The sequence below is a fragment of the Bradyrhizobium lablabi genome (assembly GCF_900141755.1).
GTDB lineage: Bacteria > Pseudomonadota > Alphaproteobacteria > Rhizobiales > Xanthobacteraceae > Bradyrhizobium > Bradyrhizobium lablabi_A.
Genome location: NZ_LT670844.1, coordinates 3,817,934 through 3,833,630 on the forward strand (window position 1 = coordinate 3,817,934; position 15,697 = coordinate 3,833,630).

The following is a 15,697-nucleotide window of genomic DNA, read 5'->3' on the forward strand; positions in this document are numbered from 1 at the left end:
GGCGATCATGCAAAGCCGCAGCCAATACGATCTCTATGCCGCCGAGGGCGCTAGCGGCCTCCCGGTTGACTCCGAGCTAGCGATCCTGCGCGATATTTTCAGGATGCTGCCGGCCGGTGTCACGGTTCAGGACGAGCACGGCCGTTTCCTGCTGATGAACGACGCCGCTGCCCTGCAGCTTGGGATAGCGGCCGACGGGCCCGCGGCGATGCCTTCGAAGGAATTGGACCACCGCCGCGAAACCGGCCTCGAATTGCTGGGCGCCGGGCGCGCGGCGGTCGCGGAGGAATTCGTGACCCGGGGCGAAGTCAAGCAGATCTTTCTCACCGCCCATCGCCCGGTCCGCATCGCCGACCGCAACCTCCTGCTTTCAAGTTCGACCGAGATCAGCGAGCAGAAGGCGCTCGAGGACCATCTATTCCGCACCGCCTATTATGACGAATTGACCGGCCTGCCGATGCGGCGGGTGATCGAGCATCGCGTCACCAACCTGCTGCAGCGCGATGAGCCGCTGGGCAGGTTCGCGCTGGCGTTTCTCGACATCGATAATTTCAAGCACATCAACGACTATTACGGCCACGCCATCGGCGATGCGCTGCTGGTGGAAGTCGCCAAGCGGCTGGGGATGAATTTGCGCGAATCCGACATGCTGTCGCGCATCTCCGGCGACGAATTTTTGTTGCTGCTCAATCCGATCCAGAGCGAGCACGAGGTCGCGGAATACATCCACTTTACGCTGGAGCGGCTGAAGGCGCCGTTCTTCATCGACGGTTCGGAAATATTTGCCTCGACCTCGATCGGCGTCAGCGTCTATCCCGATCACGGCCGCAGCTACCAGGCGCTGCGCCAGAACGCCGACATCGCGATGTATCGCGTCAAGAACAACGGCAAGGGCTCGGCGGCCTTCTTCGACGCCGGCATGGAGCGCGAGGCGCTGGCGCGCATGAAGATCGAGCAGTCGCTGCGGCTTGCAATCCTGGAAAAACGGTTTTGCTGCGCGTTCCAGGCCAAAGTCGATATCCGCACCCAGGATATCAAGGGCATCGAGGCGCTGGTTCGGCTGCGCGACGACGAGGGCGTGATCCAGGCCCCCGGCACCTTCATCAATCTTGCCGTGGAGCTCGGCCTGATCGACGAGCTGACCCATCTGGTGCTGGCCGAGATCGTCAAATCGATCGACCTGATCAACGAAACCTTCGGCCACGGCACCACCATCAGCATCAACGTCGCCGCAAAACAGGCAGGCAATCCGGAGTTCATGCGCTCGTTCGCGGAAGCGCTCGAGGCCACCGGCTTTCCCAGCCGCTTCATGATCGAGGTGACCGAAGACGCCTTCGTCGCCAAGACGCATTTTCAGGACCAGATCCTGCCGATCTTCCGAAGGCTTGGCGTCGGCATCTCGATCGACGATTTCGGCATCGGCTATTCGTCGTTGTCGGCGCTCGCCGACATCACCGCCGACGAAATCAAGATCGACCGTTCCTTCATCACCGACATCCATAAGCGCCCGCGCAGCCAGGGCATTTTAAGGGCGATCGAATCCTTAAGCGAAGCGCTCGGCATGACCGTGATCGCCGAGGGCCTGGAATCCTTCGAAGAGCTCGCCTATCTGCAGGCCGCCACCAAGATCCGCTATGCGCAGGGCTTTTATTTCTCCCGGCCGATTTTCCTCGAGGAGCTCAAGCCCTCAATTCCGCTCGCGCGCGACACGCGCGCCAATTTGGCAAGCCGCCCGCCGCAGCTGAGCCGCCCGGCCTATGCCCGCGGCGACGTCTATCGGCGGTGATCGGCGCGGACGTGCGCTTTGCGTCCGTTTTTCTGCCCCAAACACGCTATCGCCTCCGCCGGGGAAGGCCTATGTAGGTTTTGGGAAAATCACGCGGCGCCGACGCGCGCCATTTTGATCGCAAAGAGAACGCATGGCGCCGGTCTCCATATTGCTGAACCTCCTCTGGATCGTGCTCGGCGGCCTATGGATGGCGGCCGGCTGGGTGATCGCCGGGATCATCATGGCGATCACCATTATCGGCCTGCCCTGGGCGAAAGCCGCCTTCACCATCGCCGGCTATACGCTATTGCCGTTCGGCCAGAAGGCGGTGCGCCGCGACAGCCTCACCGGGCAGCAGGACATCGGCACCGGGCCGCTCGGCCTGATCGGCAATCTGATCTGGCTGGTGCTCGCAGGCTGGTGGCTGGCGCTCGGGCACCTCGTCACCGCGGTAGTGCTGGCCGTGACCATCATCGGCATCCCCTTCGCCTGGGCGCATTTAAAACTCGCCGGCATCGCGCTGTGGCCGATCGGCAGGGAGATCGTTCCGATCTAGTTCTTTGGCTTGCCCAGCGCCCGTATCGCTTCCTCGACGCTGCGGAACTGGCGATCCGGGCCCAGCAATTCGTTGATGCCAAGCCGCGTCATCGCCTCCTGGGCACGGATCGACTCGAGGCGGGCAATCGCAAAATCGACGCCGTCGGCGTGACATTTGCGGATCAGGTCGCGCAGGATCTGCGCGGCGGTGAAGTCGATCTCGACAATCCCGGTCGCTTCCAGCACCAGCAGCCGCACCTTCTCGGGTGCGGACTGCAGGGCATCGAGAATGTCGCGCCGGAAATCATAGGCGTTGAGAAACGAGAGCGGCGCCTGAAATCCGGCGACGATGACACCAGGCTCTTGTTCGCCCGGAAGGTTCGGGCTCGACGGCCACCAGATCGACGTTCCGGGCACCCGTTCGAAGATCACGATTCGGGCGCGGGTCGTGCTCCAGATGCCGTGCAACAGCGAGAGCGCGATGCCGATACCGACGCCCTGCTCGATCGGCAGCACGATAATCGCCGCGGCGGTTGAGATGATCAGCAGGAATTCGCCGAACGCTTGGCGGTAGATCGCAACGATCTGACTGAGGCGGATGATCCGAAGTGCTACGAACAACAGGACGCCACCAAGCGCCGCGTTCGGAATCCGGCCGAGCAGCGAGGCGCCGAAGGCGAGCAGCGCGATCACGATGGCGACCGCGACGAGGCTTGCGAGCTGCGACCGTCCGCCGGTCTCGGTGACCACGGCGGTGCGCGGCGGGCTGGCATTGACCGGAAACGCGCCGATCAGTCCCGACAACAGGCTGCCGGCGCCGACGCCGATGAAGTCGCGATCGACATCCGCCGGCTCGTCGGGACTGGACAGAAAAGACCGCGTCGTTGCCGCCGTCTGCACCATGATGATGACCGCGATGATCAGGCTCAGCGAGATGAGACTCGGCACGCGCGCAAGCGAGATTTCGGGGATCGCGAGCTGCGGCATCGCGGCCGGCACCGCGCCGAGCACGGTGACGCCGCGGGTGTCGAGTCCGAACAAGCCTACACCGGCGCTCGCCAGCACTAGCCCAATCAATGCGCCGGGAATCCGCGCATCGATCCGTTCGGAGATCACGACGATCGCGAGAACGCCGAGGCCGATCGCAAGCGTGAACAGGTTGGTTTCGGTGAGATGGCCAGCGAGGATCGCGAGCTTCTGCAGCATCGGGCCGCTGGGCGCGGGCATTCCCAACAGGCCCGGCAATTGCGAGATGATGATGTGCACGGAGATGCCGGCGAGGAAGCCGATCGTCACCGGTACCGAGAGCAGATCCGCAATCCAGCCCAGCCGGAACACGCCGGCGGCGACCAGCAGAAGCCCGACCATCACCGCAAGCGCTGCCGCCAGTGCCAGATAGTCGCCCGATCCGGACGCGGCCAGCATCGCAAGCCCGCCGGCAAAGATCGGCGTGATCGTCGAATCCGCGCCGCAGGACAGGAAGCGATTGCTGCCGAACGCCGCGAACGCCAGCGAGCCGGCCCAAAAGGCGAAGAAGCCGATTTGCGGGGTGAAGCCGCCGAGCCGCGCGGTGGCGATCTGCTCAGGGATAGCGATCGCGGCAAGGGTGAGGCCGGCAAACAGATCGTGGGTGAAGAATGTCGCCCGATACCCCTGCAATGAGCGGAACACCGGCCAGGCCTTGCTCGCGCCCGCGGAATCCGCCGAGCCGGAACTTTTCGCCATCCCTCGTCGCTCCCCCCTGGATACCCCGCTTGAAAGCGGATGCCGCGCGGTTTTCGGGCCACGCTATCACGCCCCGCCTGGGGCTCGAAACGAAGCCCGGAGGCGACCACCCCCGGTAGCGCCATACCCCGGATTAAGCCTTAAGTAACCGGATTTCCTAACCGGTACGCCATTTGTCCGTCGTATTCCTATCCCTCCAGGGGTCTGGGAATGCGAACATTTTTTTCCAGCATGCGGGATCGGTTTGGAATGCGCCAAGCCACGGCGATCTGGTCGCAGCATATTGCCGCGTCGATACGCCGGGGACCGATCCTCTGGCTGATCCTCTGCGGCGTCATTCTGGTCGCGGCCATCATCATCGGCACGGTCGCCATGGTCGGCGAGTTCCGCCAGCGCGCGCTCAACAACGGCACGCGGGAACTGGAAAACACCGTGCTGCTGCTGACCCGCCACTTCGACCAGCAATTCGAGGATTCCGAGGTCATCGCAACCGACATGGTCTCCAAGATGGAATTTTTGGGCGACGCTTCGCCGGAGAATTTCAAGAGCCGGATGGCGACCTTCGACGCGCATCTGATGCTGAAATCCAAGGTCAGCGTTTTGTCCTATATCGGCGACGTCAATATCTTTGACGCCGATGGACAGCTGATCAACTCGTCCAGCGGCTGGCCGGTGCCGGACATCAACATTGCCGATCGGGCCTACTTCAAGACCTTCAAATCGGAGCCCGAATCGAAAATCGCGCTGGCCGAACCGGTTCGCAGCTATTTCACCGGCAAATGGACCACGGTCATCGCCCACAGGCTCAATGGCCCCGACGGGGCATTCCTCGGCGTGATGGCAAGGCGGATCGATTCGGTCAATTTCGAAAAATTCTTCGCCTCCGTCGCACTCGGCGAGGGCGCCGCGATTGCGATGTTCCATCGCGATGGGACGATGCTGGCGCGTTACCCTCGCGCCGATCAGATGGTGGGCAAGAAATTCAACAAGGCCCCCCTGCTGCACAATGTCCTGACCAAGGGAGGTCTGCAGACGCTCCGCGTACAGAGCCCGGTTGACGGTGAGGACCGGCTTGGTGCTGCGGCTCCCTTGAGCCGTTTCCCGATCGTGGTGGTCGCTACCGCGACGATCTCGACCGTGCTGGCCGACTGGCGCGCGCAGACCAAATTCATGATCGTTGCCGCCGTGCTGTCCGCGCTGGCGATTGCCTTTATCCTGTTCCTGATCGTCCGCCAGCTGACCCGGCAGAACCGGGAGGCGCAGCAGCGGCTGGAATCGGAGAAGCATCGGCTCGACACTGCGCTGAATAATATGACGCAGGGCCTCGTGCTTTACGACGCGTCGGCACGCGTTGTGCTCTGCAACCAGCGCTATCTCGATATGTATGGGCTTTCCACCGACGTCGCAAAACCGGGCTGTCACTTTTACGACCTGATCCGGCATCGCCAGGAGACCGGGTCTTTCGACGGCGATATCGAGGAATTCTGCTCGACCATCATGCGCAACGTCGCAGCCGGCAAGATCACACAGACCCCGATGGAATCCGCGGGCCGTTCGTATGTAATCGTCAACAAGCCGCTGCTGAAGGGCGGCTGGGTCGCGACCATCGAAGACATCACCGAGCGGCGCAATCTCGAACAGGAACGCGACCGCAATTATGCATTCCTGCTGCAGATCATCGATCACATCCCGACCCAGATCACCGTCAAGGACGTGCGCGATCACCGTTACGTCCTGGCCAATCGGGTAGCTGAGGCCCAATTCGGCCTGACGCGCGACGCCATCGTCGGCAAGACCGCGTTCGAACTGTTTCCCAAGGCGTCCGCCGATATCATCGCCACCGACGATGCGAGAGCGCTACAATCCCCCGACGGCCTGTTCCTGGACGTCGCCGCGTGGCAAACGCCAGGGCTCGGCCGGCGCTTCATCACCTCGAGGCGTATCGGAATTCCGGATCAGACCGGCGAAACCCGATATATCATCAACGTCGTCGACGATGTCACCGAGCGCCGACGCGCCGACGAGAAGATCGCGCATCTGGCGCATTACGACGCGCTGACCGACCTGCCGAACCGCGTGCTGTTCCGCGAACAGATCGAGCGCGAGCTGGCGCGGACCGGCCGGGGCGAGCAGTTCGCGCTGCTTTATATCGACGTCGACGAATTCAAGGGCATCAACGACTCGCTCGGCCATCACGTCGGCGATGAGCTGCTCAAGGCCGTCGCCAACCGCATCAAGAGCCGCATCAGGGAGACCGATCTGATCGCCCGGCTCGGCGGCGACGAGTTCGCGGTGATTCAGACCGGGGTCGGGTCGGCCGCCGATGTCGTGGAATTCGTGACCCGCATTCATGAGGCGATCCGGCAGCCCTATGAGTGCCTCGGTCACCAGCTCTCGACCGATGCCTCGATCGGCATTGCGCTGGCGCCACAGGACGGGACGGATCTCGATCAGCTGATCAAGAATGCCGACCTGGCGATGTATGGCGCCAAGGCCGACGGGCGGCGAACCCATCGCTTCTTCGAGCCCGCCATGGGCGCCAGCGCCAAGGCACGGCTTGCGATGGAGCAGGATCTGCGTCAGGCGCTGGTGGATGGCGGCTTCGAAATCCACTACCAGCCGCTGGTTAATCTTGCCCATAACGGGGTGACCGGCTGCGAAGCGCTGCTGCGCTGGCGCCATCCCGAACGCGGCATTGTTTCGCCGGCGGAATTCGTGCCCGTCGCTGAAGACACCGGCCTGATCGTCGAGCTCGGTGAATGGGTGCTGAAAACCGCCTGCGCCGAGGCGGCCGGCTGGCCGGATCACGTCTGGCTCGCCGTCAACGTCTCCCCGGTTCAGCTGAAATGCCAGACGCTGGCGCTGAAGATCGCAAGCGCGCTTGCCGCCTCCGGTCTCCCGGCGAGCCGGCTGGAACTCGAGATCACCGAGGCGGTCTTGATTCGCGACGACGAGGCGGCGCTCGCCATCCTGCACCAGCTCCGCGCCATCGGCGTGCGCATCGCGCTCGATGATTTCGGCACCGGCTATTCCTCGCTCAGCTATCTGAAGCGTTTTCCGTTCGACAAGATCAAGATCGACCGCTGCTTTATCTCTGACATCGCCGAGGCCGACGGCTCTTCCGCGATCGTGCAGGCGGTAGTGAACATCGCCGCCTCACGCAATATGACGACAACGGCGGAAGGCGTCGAAACGCTCGAGCAAAGGGAAATACTTCGCGCGCTCGGTTGCACCGAAATGCAGGGCTATCTGTTCAGCGCCGCGAAACCCGCCGCCGAGGTGAGGCTATTGTTCGGCGCGGGCCGCAGCAGCACCGCGGCCGTGGCTTAGCGACAACAGGCGTAGCCGGATCCGGAGCCGGACCTGCCGGCGACCGACCGAAATCGCAAAAATCCAAATCACGGTAGTTCCACCGTCTCGCTGTCGGTCTCCCGGGTGATGTTTCCTTAACCACAACCCCGTATTTTTGGCCATCGACTGAGGTTGGAGGGATCGATGTCGAGATCGAAGCTGCTGCTCGCAATGACGGCCTTTTTCTTGAGCCTTTTCTTGAGTTTTGGCCAGGTTTGGGCGGAAGGCGCGAACGACCCGACCGGGATCTGGCTGACACAGGCCGGGGGTGCGAAGATTCGCGTCAATCATTGCGGCGCCGGGCTTTGCGGCACGATTGTCTGGCTGAAAGTTCCGATCGATCCGGCAACGGGAAAACCTCAGATCGACGACAAGAATGCCAATCCCGCGCTGGCGAAACGCCCGGTCATCGGCATCAACATCTTCAAGGCGATGAAATCGGTTACGAACAACAAATGGTCGGGCGTCATCTATAACGCCGACGACGGCAAGACCTATTCCAGCGACGTCATCGTTGCCGGCCCGCGAAAGCTCGAAGTGCGCGGCTGCGTGATGGGAATCCTGTGCGGCGGCGAGACCTGGACCAAGGTCGGCGAAGTGACGCTGGCAGATGCCACCGGCGGACTTTGATCCTCGTCGTCCGGGAATCTCTTAACTGTCGTCCCTGCGAACGAAAGCAGGGACCCATAATGACAGGTGTGTGTATTTACTAAAGCTGGGGCCGCTGCCCGGCTTAACAATAAACATCGGTGGTTGGGTCCCCGCTTTCGCGGGGACGACGAAAAATTATCCGTGTCTCACGCCGCCAGCCGGCCGCGATTGTTCGCGACGAGAATGGGGCGGATCAGCCGCCCAAAACGCTCGGCCTCCTCGTCATGCAGATAGCCGGACAGACAAAATGAATGGCAGCCGGCGTCGATGAATTGCTGCAGCGTAGAGGCGCATTGGGCGGGATTGCCGACCACCGCGATGCCGGCGCCCGGGCGGACCCGGGTGATGCCGGCCCACAGATGCGGCAGCAGGAGATCGCCGTGCTCCTGGGCGAGCTGTTGCACGCGCTGATTGGCCACCGAATTGCTGTAGAGCGTCCGCCGCTCCTCCTTCTGCCGCTCGCTGGCGTTACGCACCAAGGTGTCGGCGGCCTCCCAGGCGTCGCCTTCGTTTTCGCGGCAGATCACCTGCAGGCGCATGCCGAATCCGATCTCGTCTTGGCGGCCGTGCACGCGCGCGAGCTCCCTGATCTCACTGATGTTTGCGGCGATCCGTTCCGGCAGGTCGCCCCAGAACAGATGCACGTCGGAATGTTTCGCTGACAATTCCCAAGCCTGTCGCGAGCCGCCGCCGAGATAGAATTTCGGATAGGGCTGCTGGCGCGGCCGCGGCCTGATATGCGCGCCGGAAATGGTGTGAAATGCGCCCTTGAAATTCAAAGGACCGCGCGTGGTCCACAGCGCCTTGAGGATCCAGACCTCCTCCTCCATCAGCGCATAGCGCTCCTCCTTGGCGTAGCGCACGCCCTCGGCCACCACTTCGCTCTCGTTCTGGCCGGCAATCAGATTGACGCAAATACGCCCGCCCGACATCTGGTCGAAGGTCGAGATCATCTTCGCCAACAGCACCGGATTGATGTAGCCGGGCCGGGCTGCGATCAGCGGCTTTATCTTTTGCGAACGCGCCGCCATGAACGCGCCTGAGATCCACGCCTCCCAGCAGGTCGAGCCCACCGGGATCAGCAGATATTCAAAACCGGCTTTTTCCGCAGCCTCAACTACGCGCTCGCATAATTCCGGCGAGCCCGCCACTTCGGCCGCGGCCACGCCATAGGCCGTGGTGTCGCCGTGGGTCGGCAGGTACCAGCCAAATTCGAGCGGGCGCATGGGTTTTGTCTCCTTAAGAGGCGCGGCCTGACTGCGCGTGGCCTCGGTGGGTCGAGTGTATCGCGCGAGTCCGGCCGGACAATCGGGTTGATGACGGCGGCGCGCTAAGGAGCGGCTTTTTGTTTCAAAATCCGCTCCCGATAGGCCTCCATTCCGCGGCGGACGTCCTTGTCCGCGACCCATTCGCCGTCCTCATCCATGACCCCCGCCTCCAGCATGGCCGCGGCGCACGGCCAGTGCAGTTCAACCCAGCGTGGAATATCGGCTTCCGCCATGCCGCTGCGGCGGCAGATCCGCACCGCCATCTCGCGGGCCAAGGGTTCGATATTGGAGGTCATGGGCAAGGTCCTGGGCAAGGTCCTGGCATCGTCGTCCACTACCCTGTTTCCGGCTGAAAGCGTTATCGTCCGGGACATTGCCCACAGCAAGGCAATCGGCTAAATGATCCCCGATGCACCCGTAGCTCAGCTGGATAGAGCGTTGCCCTCCGAAGGCAAAGGTCACACGTTCGAATCGTGTCGGGTGCGCCAAGGATTGTTGCGCCAAGCATTGTAGAGCCGGGCAAACAGCTCCGGGCTCCCCTTTCTTTTCCGCGGGTGAGAAATCAGGTTTTGAGCTCAGTGGGGTGAGACAGCTCCCTTGCGCTCGGCGATGGCGCACCGTGTCGGCTGCAAGATAGTTTAAGCTGCGCCCATTCTTCGGCCTCGGCCACCCAATATTCAAGCTCCTTCCTGGCAACGGCGGCCCGCTCGCGGCACATCACTTCGAGAGCGTAAAACCGGCTTTCCGAATTCATTGGATGCTCCGTCCACAAGGTGCGGCGGACTCTATCCCGGTCATGGCGAACGTGAACTAAACCTTTTGTCATCCAGTACGACGAAACGATGGTCAGTATTTCCGAACATGTCCGATTGTTACATTTGTAGTGGAGCGGCCCGCCCGCCATCGTAGAACCGAAGCAGACCTGCGACCTTGGACTTTTCCGGGCTCCCGGATGAACCAGATAAGTGCTAAGTTCGGTTGGGCTGGCTTGACCCGATGGTCCGATTGAGGAGCGCGAGATGTCGTCGGTGCCTCAGAGAGTTCTCGCTTCGAACCAATACTTATTAAACAAGGCAAGCGCGCATTTCCGCCGTACGCTTTCCGTCATCGTCGCTATCGCAATGCTTTGCGTCCCCGTCGAGGCGAGAGCAAAACCGAAGGTCCTCAGCGTGGTCATGCATTCGGACCTGCGCGTGATCGATCCCATCTACACTACCGCCTATATTACTCGCGACCATGGCTACATGGTCTACGACACGCTGCTGGCGACGGATTCACACCTCAAGATCAGACCGCAGATGGCGGACTGGACGGTCTCCGACGACGGACTGACCTATACGTTCAAATTGCGCGATGGACTGAAATGGCATGACGGCCTGCCTGTCACGGCAGACGATTGCGTGGCGTCGCTGAAGCGTTGGGGCGCGCGCGACGGCATGGGCCAGAAGCTGATGGACTTTACGGCAAGCCTGGAAGCCACCGACGCAAGGACCATTACGCTGAAGCTGAAGGAGCCCTATGCATTCGTGCTGGACTCGATCGGCAAGCCCTCGTCTCTGGTGCCGTTCATGATGCCGAAGCGGCTGGCCGAAACCTCGCCGGACAAGCCGATCCCGGAACAGATCGGTTCGGGTCCGTTCAAATTTGTGAGCGCCGAGTTCCAGCCGGGCGTGAAGGCAGTCTATGTGAAGAACCCGGACTATGTGCCACGCAGTGAACCGCCCGATTGGACCTCCGGCGGGAAGGTGGTGAAGGTCGACCGGATCGAATGGATCACCATGCCCGATCCGCAGACCGCGCTGAACGCGCTTGCCGCCGGCGATATAGATCTTGTCGAGCGGCCGCCCTGGGACATGCTGCCGATTCTGGAGAACGATCCGAGACTTGTCGTGCACACGCTTGACGCGGCTGGATTTCAGACCATCGGTCGTATGAACTTTCTTTATCCACCCTTCAACAATGTCAAACTGCGGCGTGCGGCGATGCTGGCCCTGCGGCAGAAGGATGTGCTCGACGGGCTCGTCGGCAATCCAAAATACTACAAGCTGTGTGGAGCCGTGTTCGGCTGCGACACGCCATTGGCAACCGACGTCGGATCGGAGACGCTGGTGAGGGGCAACGGCATGGCGCAGGCGAAGAAGCTGCTTGCGGAATCCGGCTATGACGGCACACCGGTGGTCATCATGGCTCCGGGAGACGTGCTAACGGTGAAGGCACAGCCAATCGTCGCGGCCCAGCTTCTGCGCGAGGCAGGCTTCAAGGTGGACGTGCAGGCAACCGACTGGCAGACGCTGGTCACGCGTCGCAACAGCCAAAAGCCGCCGAAGGAAGGCGGCTGGAACATGTTCTTCACGAACCTGACAGGACGGGACGTCGCGAACCCGATCTCCCATTATCAGATCAATGCCAAAGGCCGGAATGGCGGCTGGTTCGGCTGGCCCGAGGACTCCAATATAGAGGAGTTGCGTGATGCCTTCGCGCGGGCGAAATCCCTGGAAGAGCAAAAGGAGATCGCAACCGAAATCCAGGCCCGCGTTTACGACCAGGTGATCTACATTCCGCTCGGGCAGTGGACGATACCCGCCGTCTGGCGCAAGGAGATCAGCGGCATACTCGACGGTCCGGCGACGCCGATATTCTGGAACGTGGAAAAATCCGACTGAACCAAGGTGCAGCCGCGAAATCCTCGCATAGACGCGCCTAGTTTTGGCCCGTATCGACCAAATTCAGCGCTCGTTTATGAATCGGCTTTCAGGCAGACCGGAAATGGCTGGTCATTGCCAAAGATCCAGCGGCTGCCGGAAAGCTAGCTCTTCGGCATTCGCTTCAGCACAGGCGTCAACTTCTTTCTCAGTATTTTGTTCGCTTCCGGAATCGTAGCGAATGGTTTCGGATTACTTTTCATTAATGCGCGAATCTCTCTAGAAGTTTGTAGCTGCTTTATAGCCTGCCGCTTGAGCTTCTCGCGATCTCCGCGGCTGAGACGTTTTACTTCATTTTCACGGAATACTCCCACAGTCTTTCCCATGACAGCTATCTCCTTGGATTCCAAATCGCAATTGAATCGTGAAGAAAACGCGAAGGACGTACTTAACTACTCGATGTTTGCTCATTCAGCGAAACGCGGATGGCCGAGATTGGCTGCTCCGGCTGCGTTGTCATGCATTCAAGCACCTCTTGGAAATCGCGAAGCAGGCGATCGATCGTCTCGGATTTGAGGCGGTGCGGCTTGTAAACACAAATCCCTGCCAAACCGCGAGGGGTTTCCCTCAGCATGAAGATAACATCAAATGATGTTATCGTCACTAAGGGTACCAGCATGTTGGGGTTGGCCTCCTCAAAGCAGAGCTTGTGTCCGGAGTTTGCGGTCGGGCGCAACGCGGAGTTCTGCAATATCATCATGGCGTTAACCGGCATCGCGAATCGACGCTCGCGCTCGAGGGTCTGAACAAGCTCTTCGAAAGGAAGATCCTGGTGGGCAAAGGCTGCAAGGGCGCTCAAACGAACCCGGCGCATCACCTCTCGAGCAGTGGGGTCGCCACCCAGATCCGTGCGGAGAATTACCGTGTTGACCAGAGGGCCAATAAGGGCCTCGGTCCCCGGACGATTGCGATTGGCAACGTTCGTGGCCACCCAAACGTCGTCCTGACCTAGGTAGCGATGCAACAGCGTCTTCAAGGCCGCAACGAGAGCCATGTATAACGTGCCACCTTCTTGACGGCTGAAGCGTTTGGCGGCTTCCGCCAGGCCCGCCGGCAACATCCACTCGCGCCGCGCCGTGCGGAGATCATCGATTGCCCGCCTCGGACTGGACGTTGCAAGGTGCACCACGGGCAGCGGCTCTCGCAGCTGCTCTCGCCAGTATTCAAGCTGCGCAATGAGCTCCGAATGTAAGTGCCGCTGCCAATGCGCAAAGTCCGCGTACTGGATCGAGAGCGGCGCCAACGGCGACTCCTCTTGGCCCGAGAACGCGTCGTATAAAGCGACGAGCTCCTCGACGAACACGCCGAGCGACCAGCCATCGCAGACGATTTGATGCATGGAGATGAGGAAGAGGTGTTCCTGCTCCGCCAGGTGCACTAGGCGAGCCCGGATGAGGGGGCCTTTCGCGAGGTCGAAGGAATGACGCACCTCTTCTTGAATGAGTTGGTGTCCGATAGTTTCCTTCTTCTTACGCGGCAGCGCGCGCAGATCGTCGAATGCCAGCGGCACGGCCAGCTGGGGCGCAATGACCTGCACGTATCGACCGTTGATATGTGCGAGGGTTGTGCGCAGAATTTCGTGGCGTCGTACGATTTCGTTGATGCTCCGCTCCAGGACCGCTACGTCGCACGGCGAGATCAGTCGGAGCGGATAGAGGATGTTGAAAAAAGGTATGTCAGGCAGCGCGTGCTGTAGCTTCCATAACCGTTCTTGAGCAATGGAAGCTGCCGCTGTTCCATTTTCTCGGGGCACGCGGACAATGGCTGAGGAAGGTTGGGACGCTTGGCCGGCGTGAACCAATCGTTCGAGATGGTGCGCTACCTCCGCAATAGTCGGCCCCTCTACAAACCGCGCAACGTCGAGCTCAACCCGGGTAATATTATAGACGTGAGCGAGAACGTCGGTAGCCAAGAGAGAGTCTCCGCCCGACCCGAAGAAGTCATCGTGAATACCGATCTGCTCGACCTGCAGGATCTCTGCCCAATGCTTGGCTAGCACTTTCTCGAGCACCGTCCGTGGCGCGACAAAGGCCCGCGGCAGGGCACCGCTTGTCGCGACACCCAGTTTAGCCGCCAAGCCGATTCGCTGCACTTTGCCTGTCGGCCCTTTTGGGATTTCCCTGACGATGAGTATCTGGCGCGGGACCTTGAAGTCGGCCATGCGCCCGATGGCAAACTGACGAATGTCTTTCGCCGTTGCCACAGCGTCGGGCCGCAGAACGATGGCCGACGCGACATCCTCACCCAACGTGGAATGTGGGACGGAAAAGGTCACGGCCTCTTCCACGGCTGGATGTTCCAGGAGCACTTCGTCAACTTCCTTTGGGGCGACTTTCTCCCCACCGCGATTGATCAACTCTCCAATGCGGCCAACGAGAAACAGGTACCCGTCGTCATCGAAGAAACCAAGATCTCCTGTCTTGAACCAATCCCCTGAAAATGCTGCGTGGGTCGCCATTTCGTTGCCGTCGTAACCTGACATGACGCTCGCGCCACGGACGACGACTTGTCCCCTCTGACCGCGAGACACCAGAGCCCCTCCTTCGTCCATGATTGCGACGTCCAAACCCACTTTTATCCCAACCGAACCCGCCTTGCGCTGCCACGGCGGTAGCGGATTGCATGCGATGGGCGAGGAAGCAGTTTCCGTCATCCCGTAGAACTCGATCACGGGGGTCCCGAAAGTCCACTCCAGTTCCGTGAAGACGCGGGGTGGTAAAGGAGCTGACGACGAGCGGACGAATCGTAGCTCGCCGTCGGTCACTCGCAGGCGATTGCGCCGAGCATGGGCGAGAATTGCTTGGTGCATGGTAGGCACCGCGGAGTACCACGTCGGCTGAAAGAAGGCTAACCACGCAAAGAAACTGTTGACGTCACACCCGGGGGTACACACGACACTCGCACCGGCCGCCAGCGAGGTCAGAACCGTGGCATTGAAACCATGACCATGAAACAGGGGCAAGACATTCAAGCATCGATCAGTTTCTCTCAGTGTCAACGCTGCACCGGACGCGTAAGCCGACGCACAAATGTTCGCGTGCGTCAGCGGGACAATCTTGGGCCGTGACGTTGTGCCTGACGTGGGAAGCAGGAGCGCCACGTCGCCGGCGCTGCTGACCGGCTCGTCCGACGGTACACCTCCTTGGTCTCCCGTGAGCGCGAAGAGACCAGCCTCTGCATCGAATGCCGTCGACAGCTCGATGACACGGATGCCGCGCGAGACCGCTGCACGGCGAGCCGGCGAGTCGATTCCAGCTAGCGTGATCAAAGCGCCGGGCCGCAGATCCGCGAGATACCTGTCCAGCTCCTCGCTCCCATAAGCTGGGTTCATGGGGACGCATGCCCCGATCGCCGCCACGGCAAGAATCGCCACCGCCAACTCCGGACCATTCGGCAACACCACGCCGACTCGGTCACGATGGCCTATCCCCATAGCCCGCAGCGTGCGCCCCGTCTTGTCGATATGCTGATAAAGGCGGCCGTAGGTCAGCGGAGCGCGGCCCGGAGCGAGAATCGCCGGCGCGTCGGGAATACGGTTGGCCTGATGTTCAAGCAGATGGGCTAGGCACGAGATTGGAACTGAGGGCCAAGGATCTGTAGAGGCTGGCATGTTTCTCAATCCGCGTTGGAATTATCCCCCTAATCTGGGACCGAGGATTGTGACAGCGGGCTGAACCAGCCGGCCTGCATCGCCA

Annotated in this window: 10 protein-coding genes and 1 tRNA gene; 6 read left to right on the top strand and 5 right to left on the bottom strand. The window is 61.2% G+C overall.

The annotated features are described in order from the left end of the window. Positions 1-103: 103 nt before the first annotated feature. Together B5526_RS17790 and B5526_RS17795 are read left to right on the top strand one after the other, a co-directional pair. Positions 104-1,786, top strand: coding sequence for a putative bifunctional diguanylate cyclase/phosphodiesterase (locus B5526_RS17790; RefSeq protein WP_433994652.1), 1,683 nt, complete (start codon positions 104-106; stop codon positions 1,784-1,786). Between the two features lie 133 nt (positions 1,787-1,919). Beyond that, positions 1,920-2,324 (top strand): YccF domain-containing protein, encoded by a 405-nt coding sequence (locus B5526_RS17795; protein WP_079540047.1) that lies wholly within the window; start codon positions 1,920-1,922, stop codon positions 2,322-2,324. Here the strand turns inward: B5526_RS17795 and B5526_RS17800 are convergent. Beyond that, a complete protein-coding gene (locus B5526_RS17800) occupies positions 2,321-4,030 on the bottom strand; it encodes a SulP family inorganic anion transporter (protein WP_079540049.1) in 1,710 nt (569 codons plus the stop codon). The genes B5526_RS17795 and B5526_RS17800 overlap by 4 nt on opposite strands. A gap of 249 nt (positions 4,031-4,279) precedes the next feature. On the opposite strand from B5526_RS17800, the gene B5526_RS17805 reads away from it, so the two are divergent. Next, the gene (locus B5526_RS17805; RefSeq protein WP_244562326.1) at positions 4,280-7,360 is read left to right on the top strand and encodes a bifunctional diguanylate cyclase/phosphodiesterase; all 3,081 of its coding nucleotides are present in this window, start codon (positions 4,280-4,282) and stop codon (positions 7,358-7,360) included. Positions 7,361-7,525: 165 nt separating this feature from the next. After that, entirely contained in the window at positions 7,526-8,011 is a 486-nt protein-coding gene (locus B5526_RS17810) for a DUF2147 domain-containing protein (RefSeq protein WP_079540053.1), read from the top strand. Between the two features lie 167 nt (positions 8,012-8,178). Here B5526_RS17810 and B5526_RS17815 read toward each other — a convergent pair whose 3' ends face one another. Both B5526_RS17815 and B5526_RS17820 read right to left on the bottom strand, forming a co-directional pair. Beyond that, a complete protein-coding gene (locus tag B5526_RS17815; RefSeq protein WP_079540055.1) occupies positions 8,179-9,258 on the bottom strand; it encodes an LLM class flavin-dependent oxidoreductase in 1,080 nt (359 codons plus the stop codon). A 104-nt stretch (positions 9,259-9,362) separates the two neighbouring features. Then, the gene (locus B5526_RS17820; RefSeq protein WP_079540057.1) at positions 9,363-9,596 is read right to left on the bottom strand and encodes a hypothetical protein; all 234 of its coding nucleotides are present in this window, start codon (positions 9,594-9,596) and stop codon (positions 9,363-9,365) included. A gap of 115 nt (positions 9,597-9,711) precedes the next feature. Between B5526_RS17820 and B5526_RS17825 the strand changes: the two genes are divergently transcribed. After that, positions 9,712-9,788: transfer RNA gene (locus B5526_RS17825), tRNA-Arg, on the top strand. 633 nt (positions 9,789-10,421) lie between these two features. Next, positions 10,422-11,963, top strand: a complete 1,542-nt coding sequence (locus B5526_RS17830) for an ABC transporter substrate-binding protein (protein WP_154071722.1) — start codon at positions 10,422-10,424, stop codon at positions 11,961-11,963. Positions 11,964-12,106: 143 nt separating this feature from the next. Here the strand turns inward: B5526_RS17830 and B5526_RS37770 are convergent, their stop codons facing one another. Together B5526_RS37770 and B5526_RS17835 are read right to left on the bottom strand one after the other, a co-directional pair. Further along, on the bottom strand, positions 12,107-12,328 hold the full coding sequence (locus B5526_RS37770) for a hypothetical protein (RefSeq protein WP_154071347.1): 222 nt from the start codon (positions 12,326-12,328) through the stop codon (positions 12,107-12,109). Between the two features lie 62 nt (positions 12,329-12,390). Next, on the bottom strand, positions 12,391-15,612 hold the full coding sequence (locus tag B5526_RS17835; protein WP_079540061.1) for a condensation domain-containing protein: 3,222 nt from the start codon (positions 15,610-15,612) through the stop codon (positions 12,391-12,393). Between the last annotated feature and the right edge of the window lie 85 nt (positions 15,613-15,697).

What these genes read in the sequence shown, in the direction of transcription:
- B5526_RS17810 (WP_079540053.1), top strand. Translation starts at nt 7,526, where the DNA reads ATGTCGAGATCGAAGCTGCTGCTCGCAATGACGGCCTTTTTCTTGAGC.
- B5526_RS17835 (WP_079540061.1), bottom strand. Translation starts at nt 15,612, where the DNA reads ATGCCAGCCTCTACAGATCCTTGGCCCTCAGTTCCAATCTCGTGCCTA.
- B5526_RS17815 (WP_079540055.1), bottom strand. Translation starts at nt 9,258, where the DNA reads ATGCGCCCGCTCGAATTTGGCTGGTACCTGCCGACCCACGGCGACACC.
- B5526_RS17800 (WP_079540049.1), bottom strand. Translation starts at nt 4,030, where the DNA reads ATGGCGAAAAGTTCCGGCTCGGCGGATTCCGCGGGCGCGAGCAAGGCC.
- B5526_RS17790 (WP_433994652.1), top strand. Translation starts at nt 104, where the DNA reads ATGCTGCCGGCCGGTGTCACGGTTCAGGACGAGCACGGCCGTTTCCTG.
- B5526_RS17820 (WP_079540057.1), bottom strand. Translation starts at nt 9,596, where the DNA reads ATGACCTCCAATATCGAACCCTTGGCCCGCGAGATGGCGGTGCGGATC.
- B5526_RS17795 (WP_079540047.1), top strand. Translation starts at nt 1,920, where the DNA reads ATGGCGCCGGTCTCCATATTGCTGAACCTCCTCTGGATCGTGCTCGGC.
- B5526_RS17805 (WP_244562326.1), top strand. Translation starts at nt 4,280, where the DNA reads ATGCGCCAAGCCACGGCGATCTGGTCGCAGCATATTGCCGCGTCGATA.
- B5526_RS17830 (WP_154071722.1), top strand. Translation starts at nt 10,422, where the DNA reads ATGCTTTGCGTCCCCGTCGAGGCGAGAGCAAAACCGAAGGTCCTCAGC.
- B5526_RS37770 (WP_154071347.1), bottom strand. Translation starts at nt 12,328, where the DNA reads ATGGGAAAGACTGTGGGAGTATTCCGTGAAAATGAAGTAAAACGTCTC.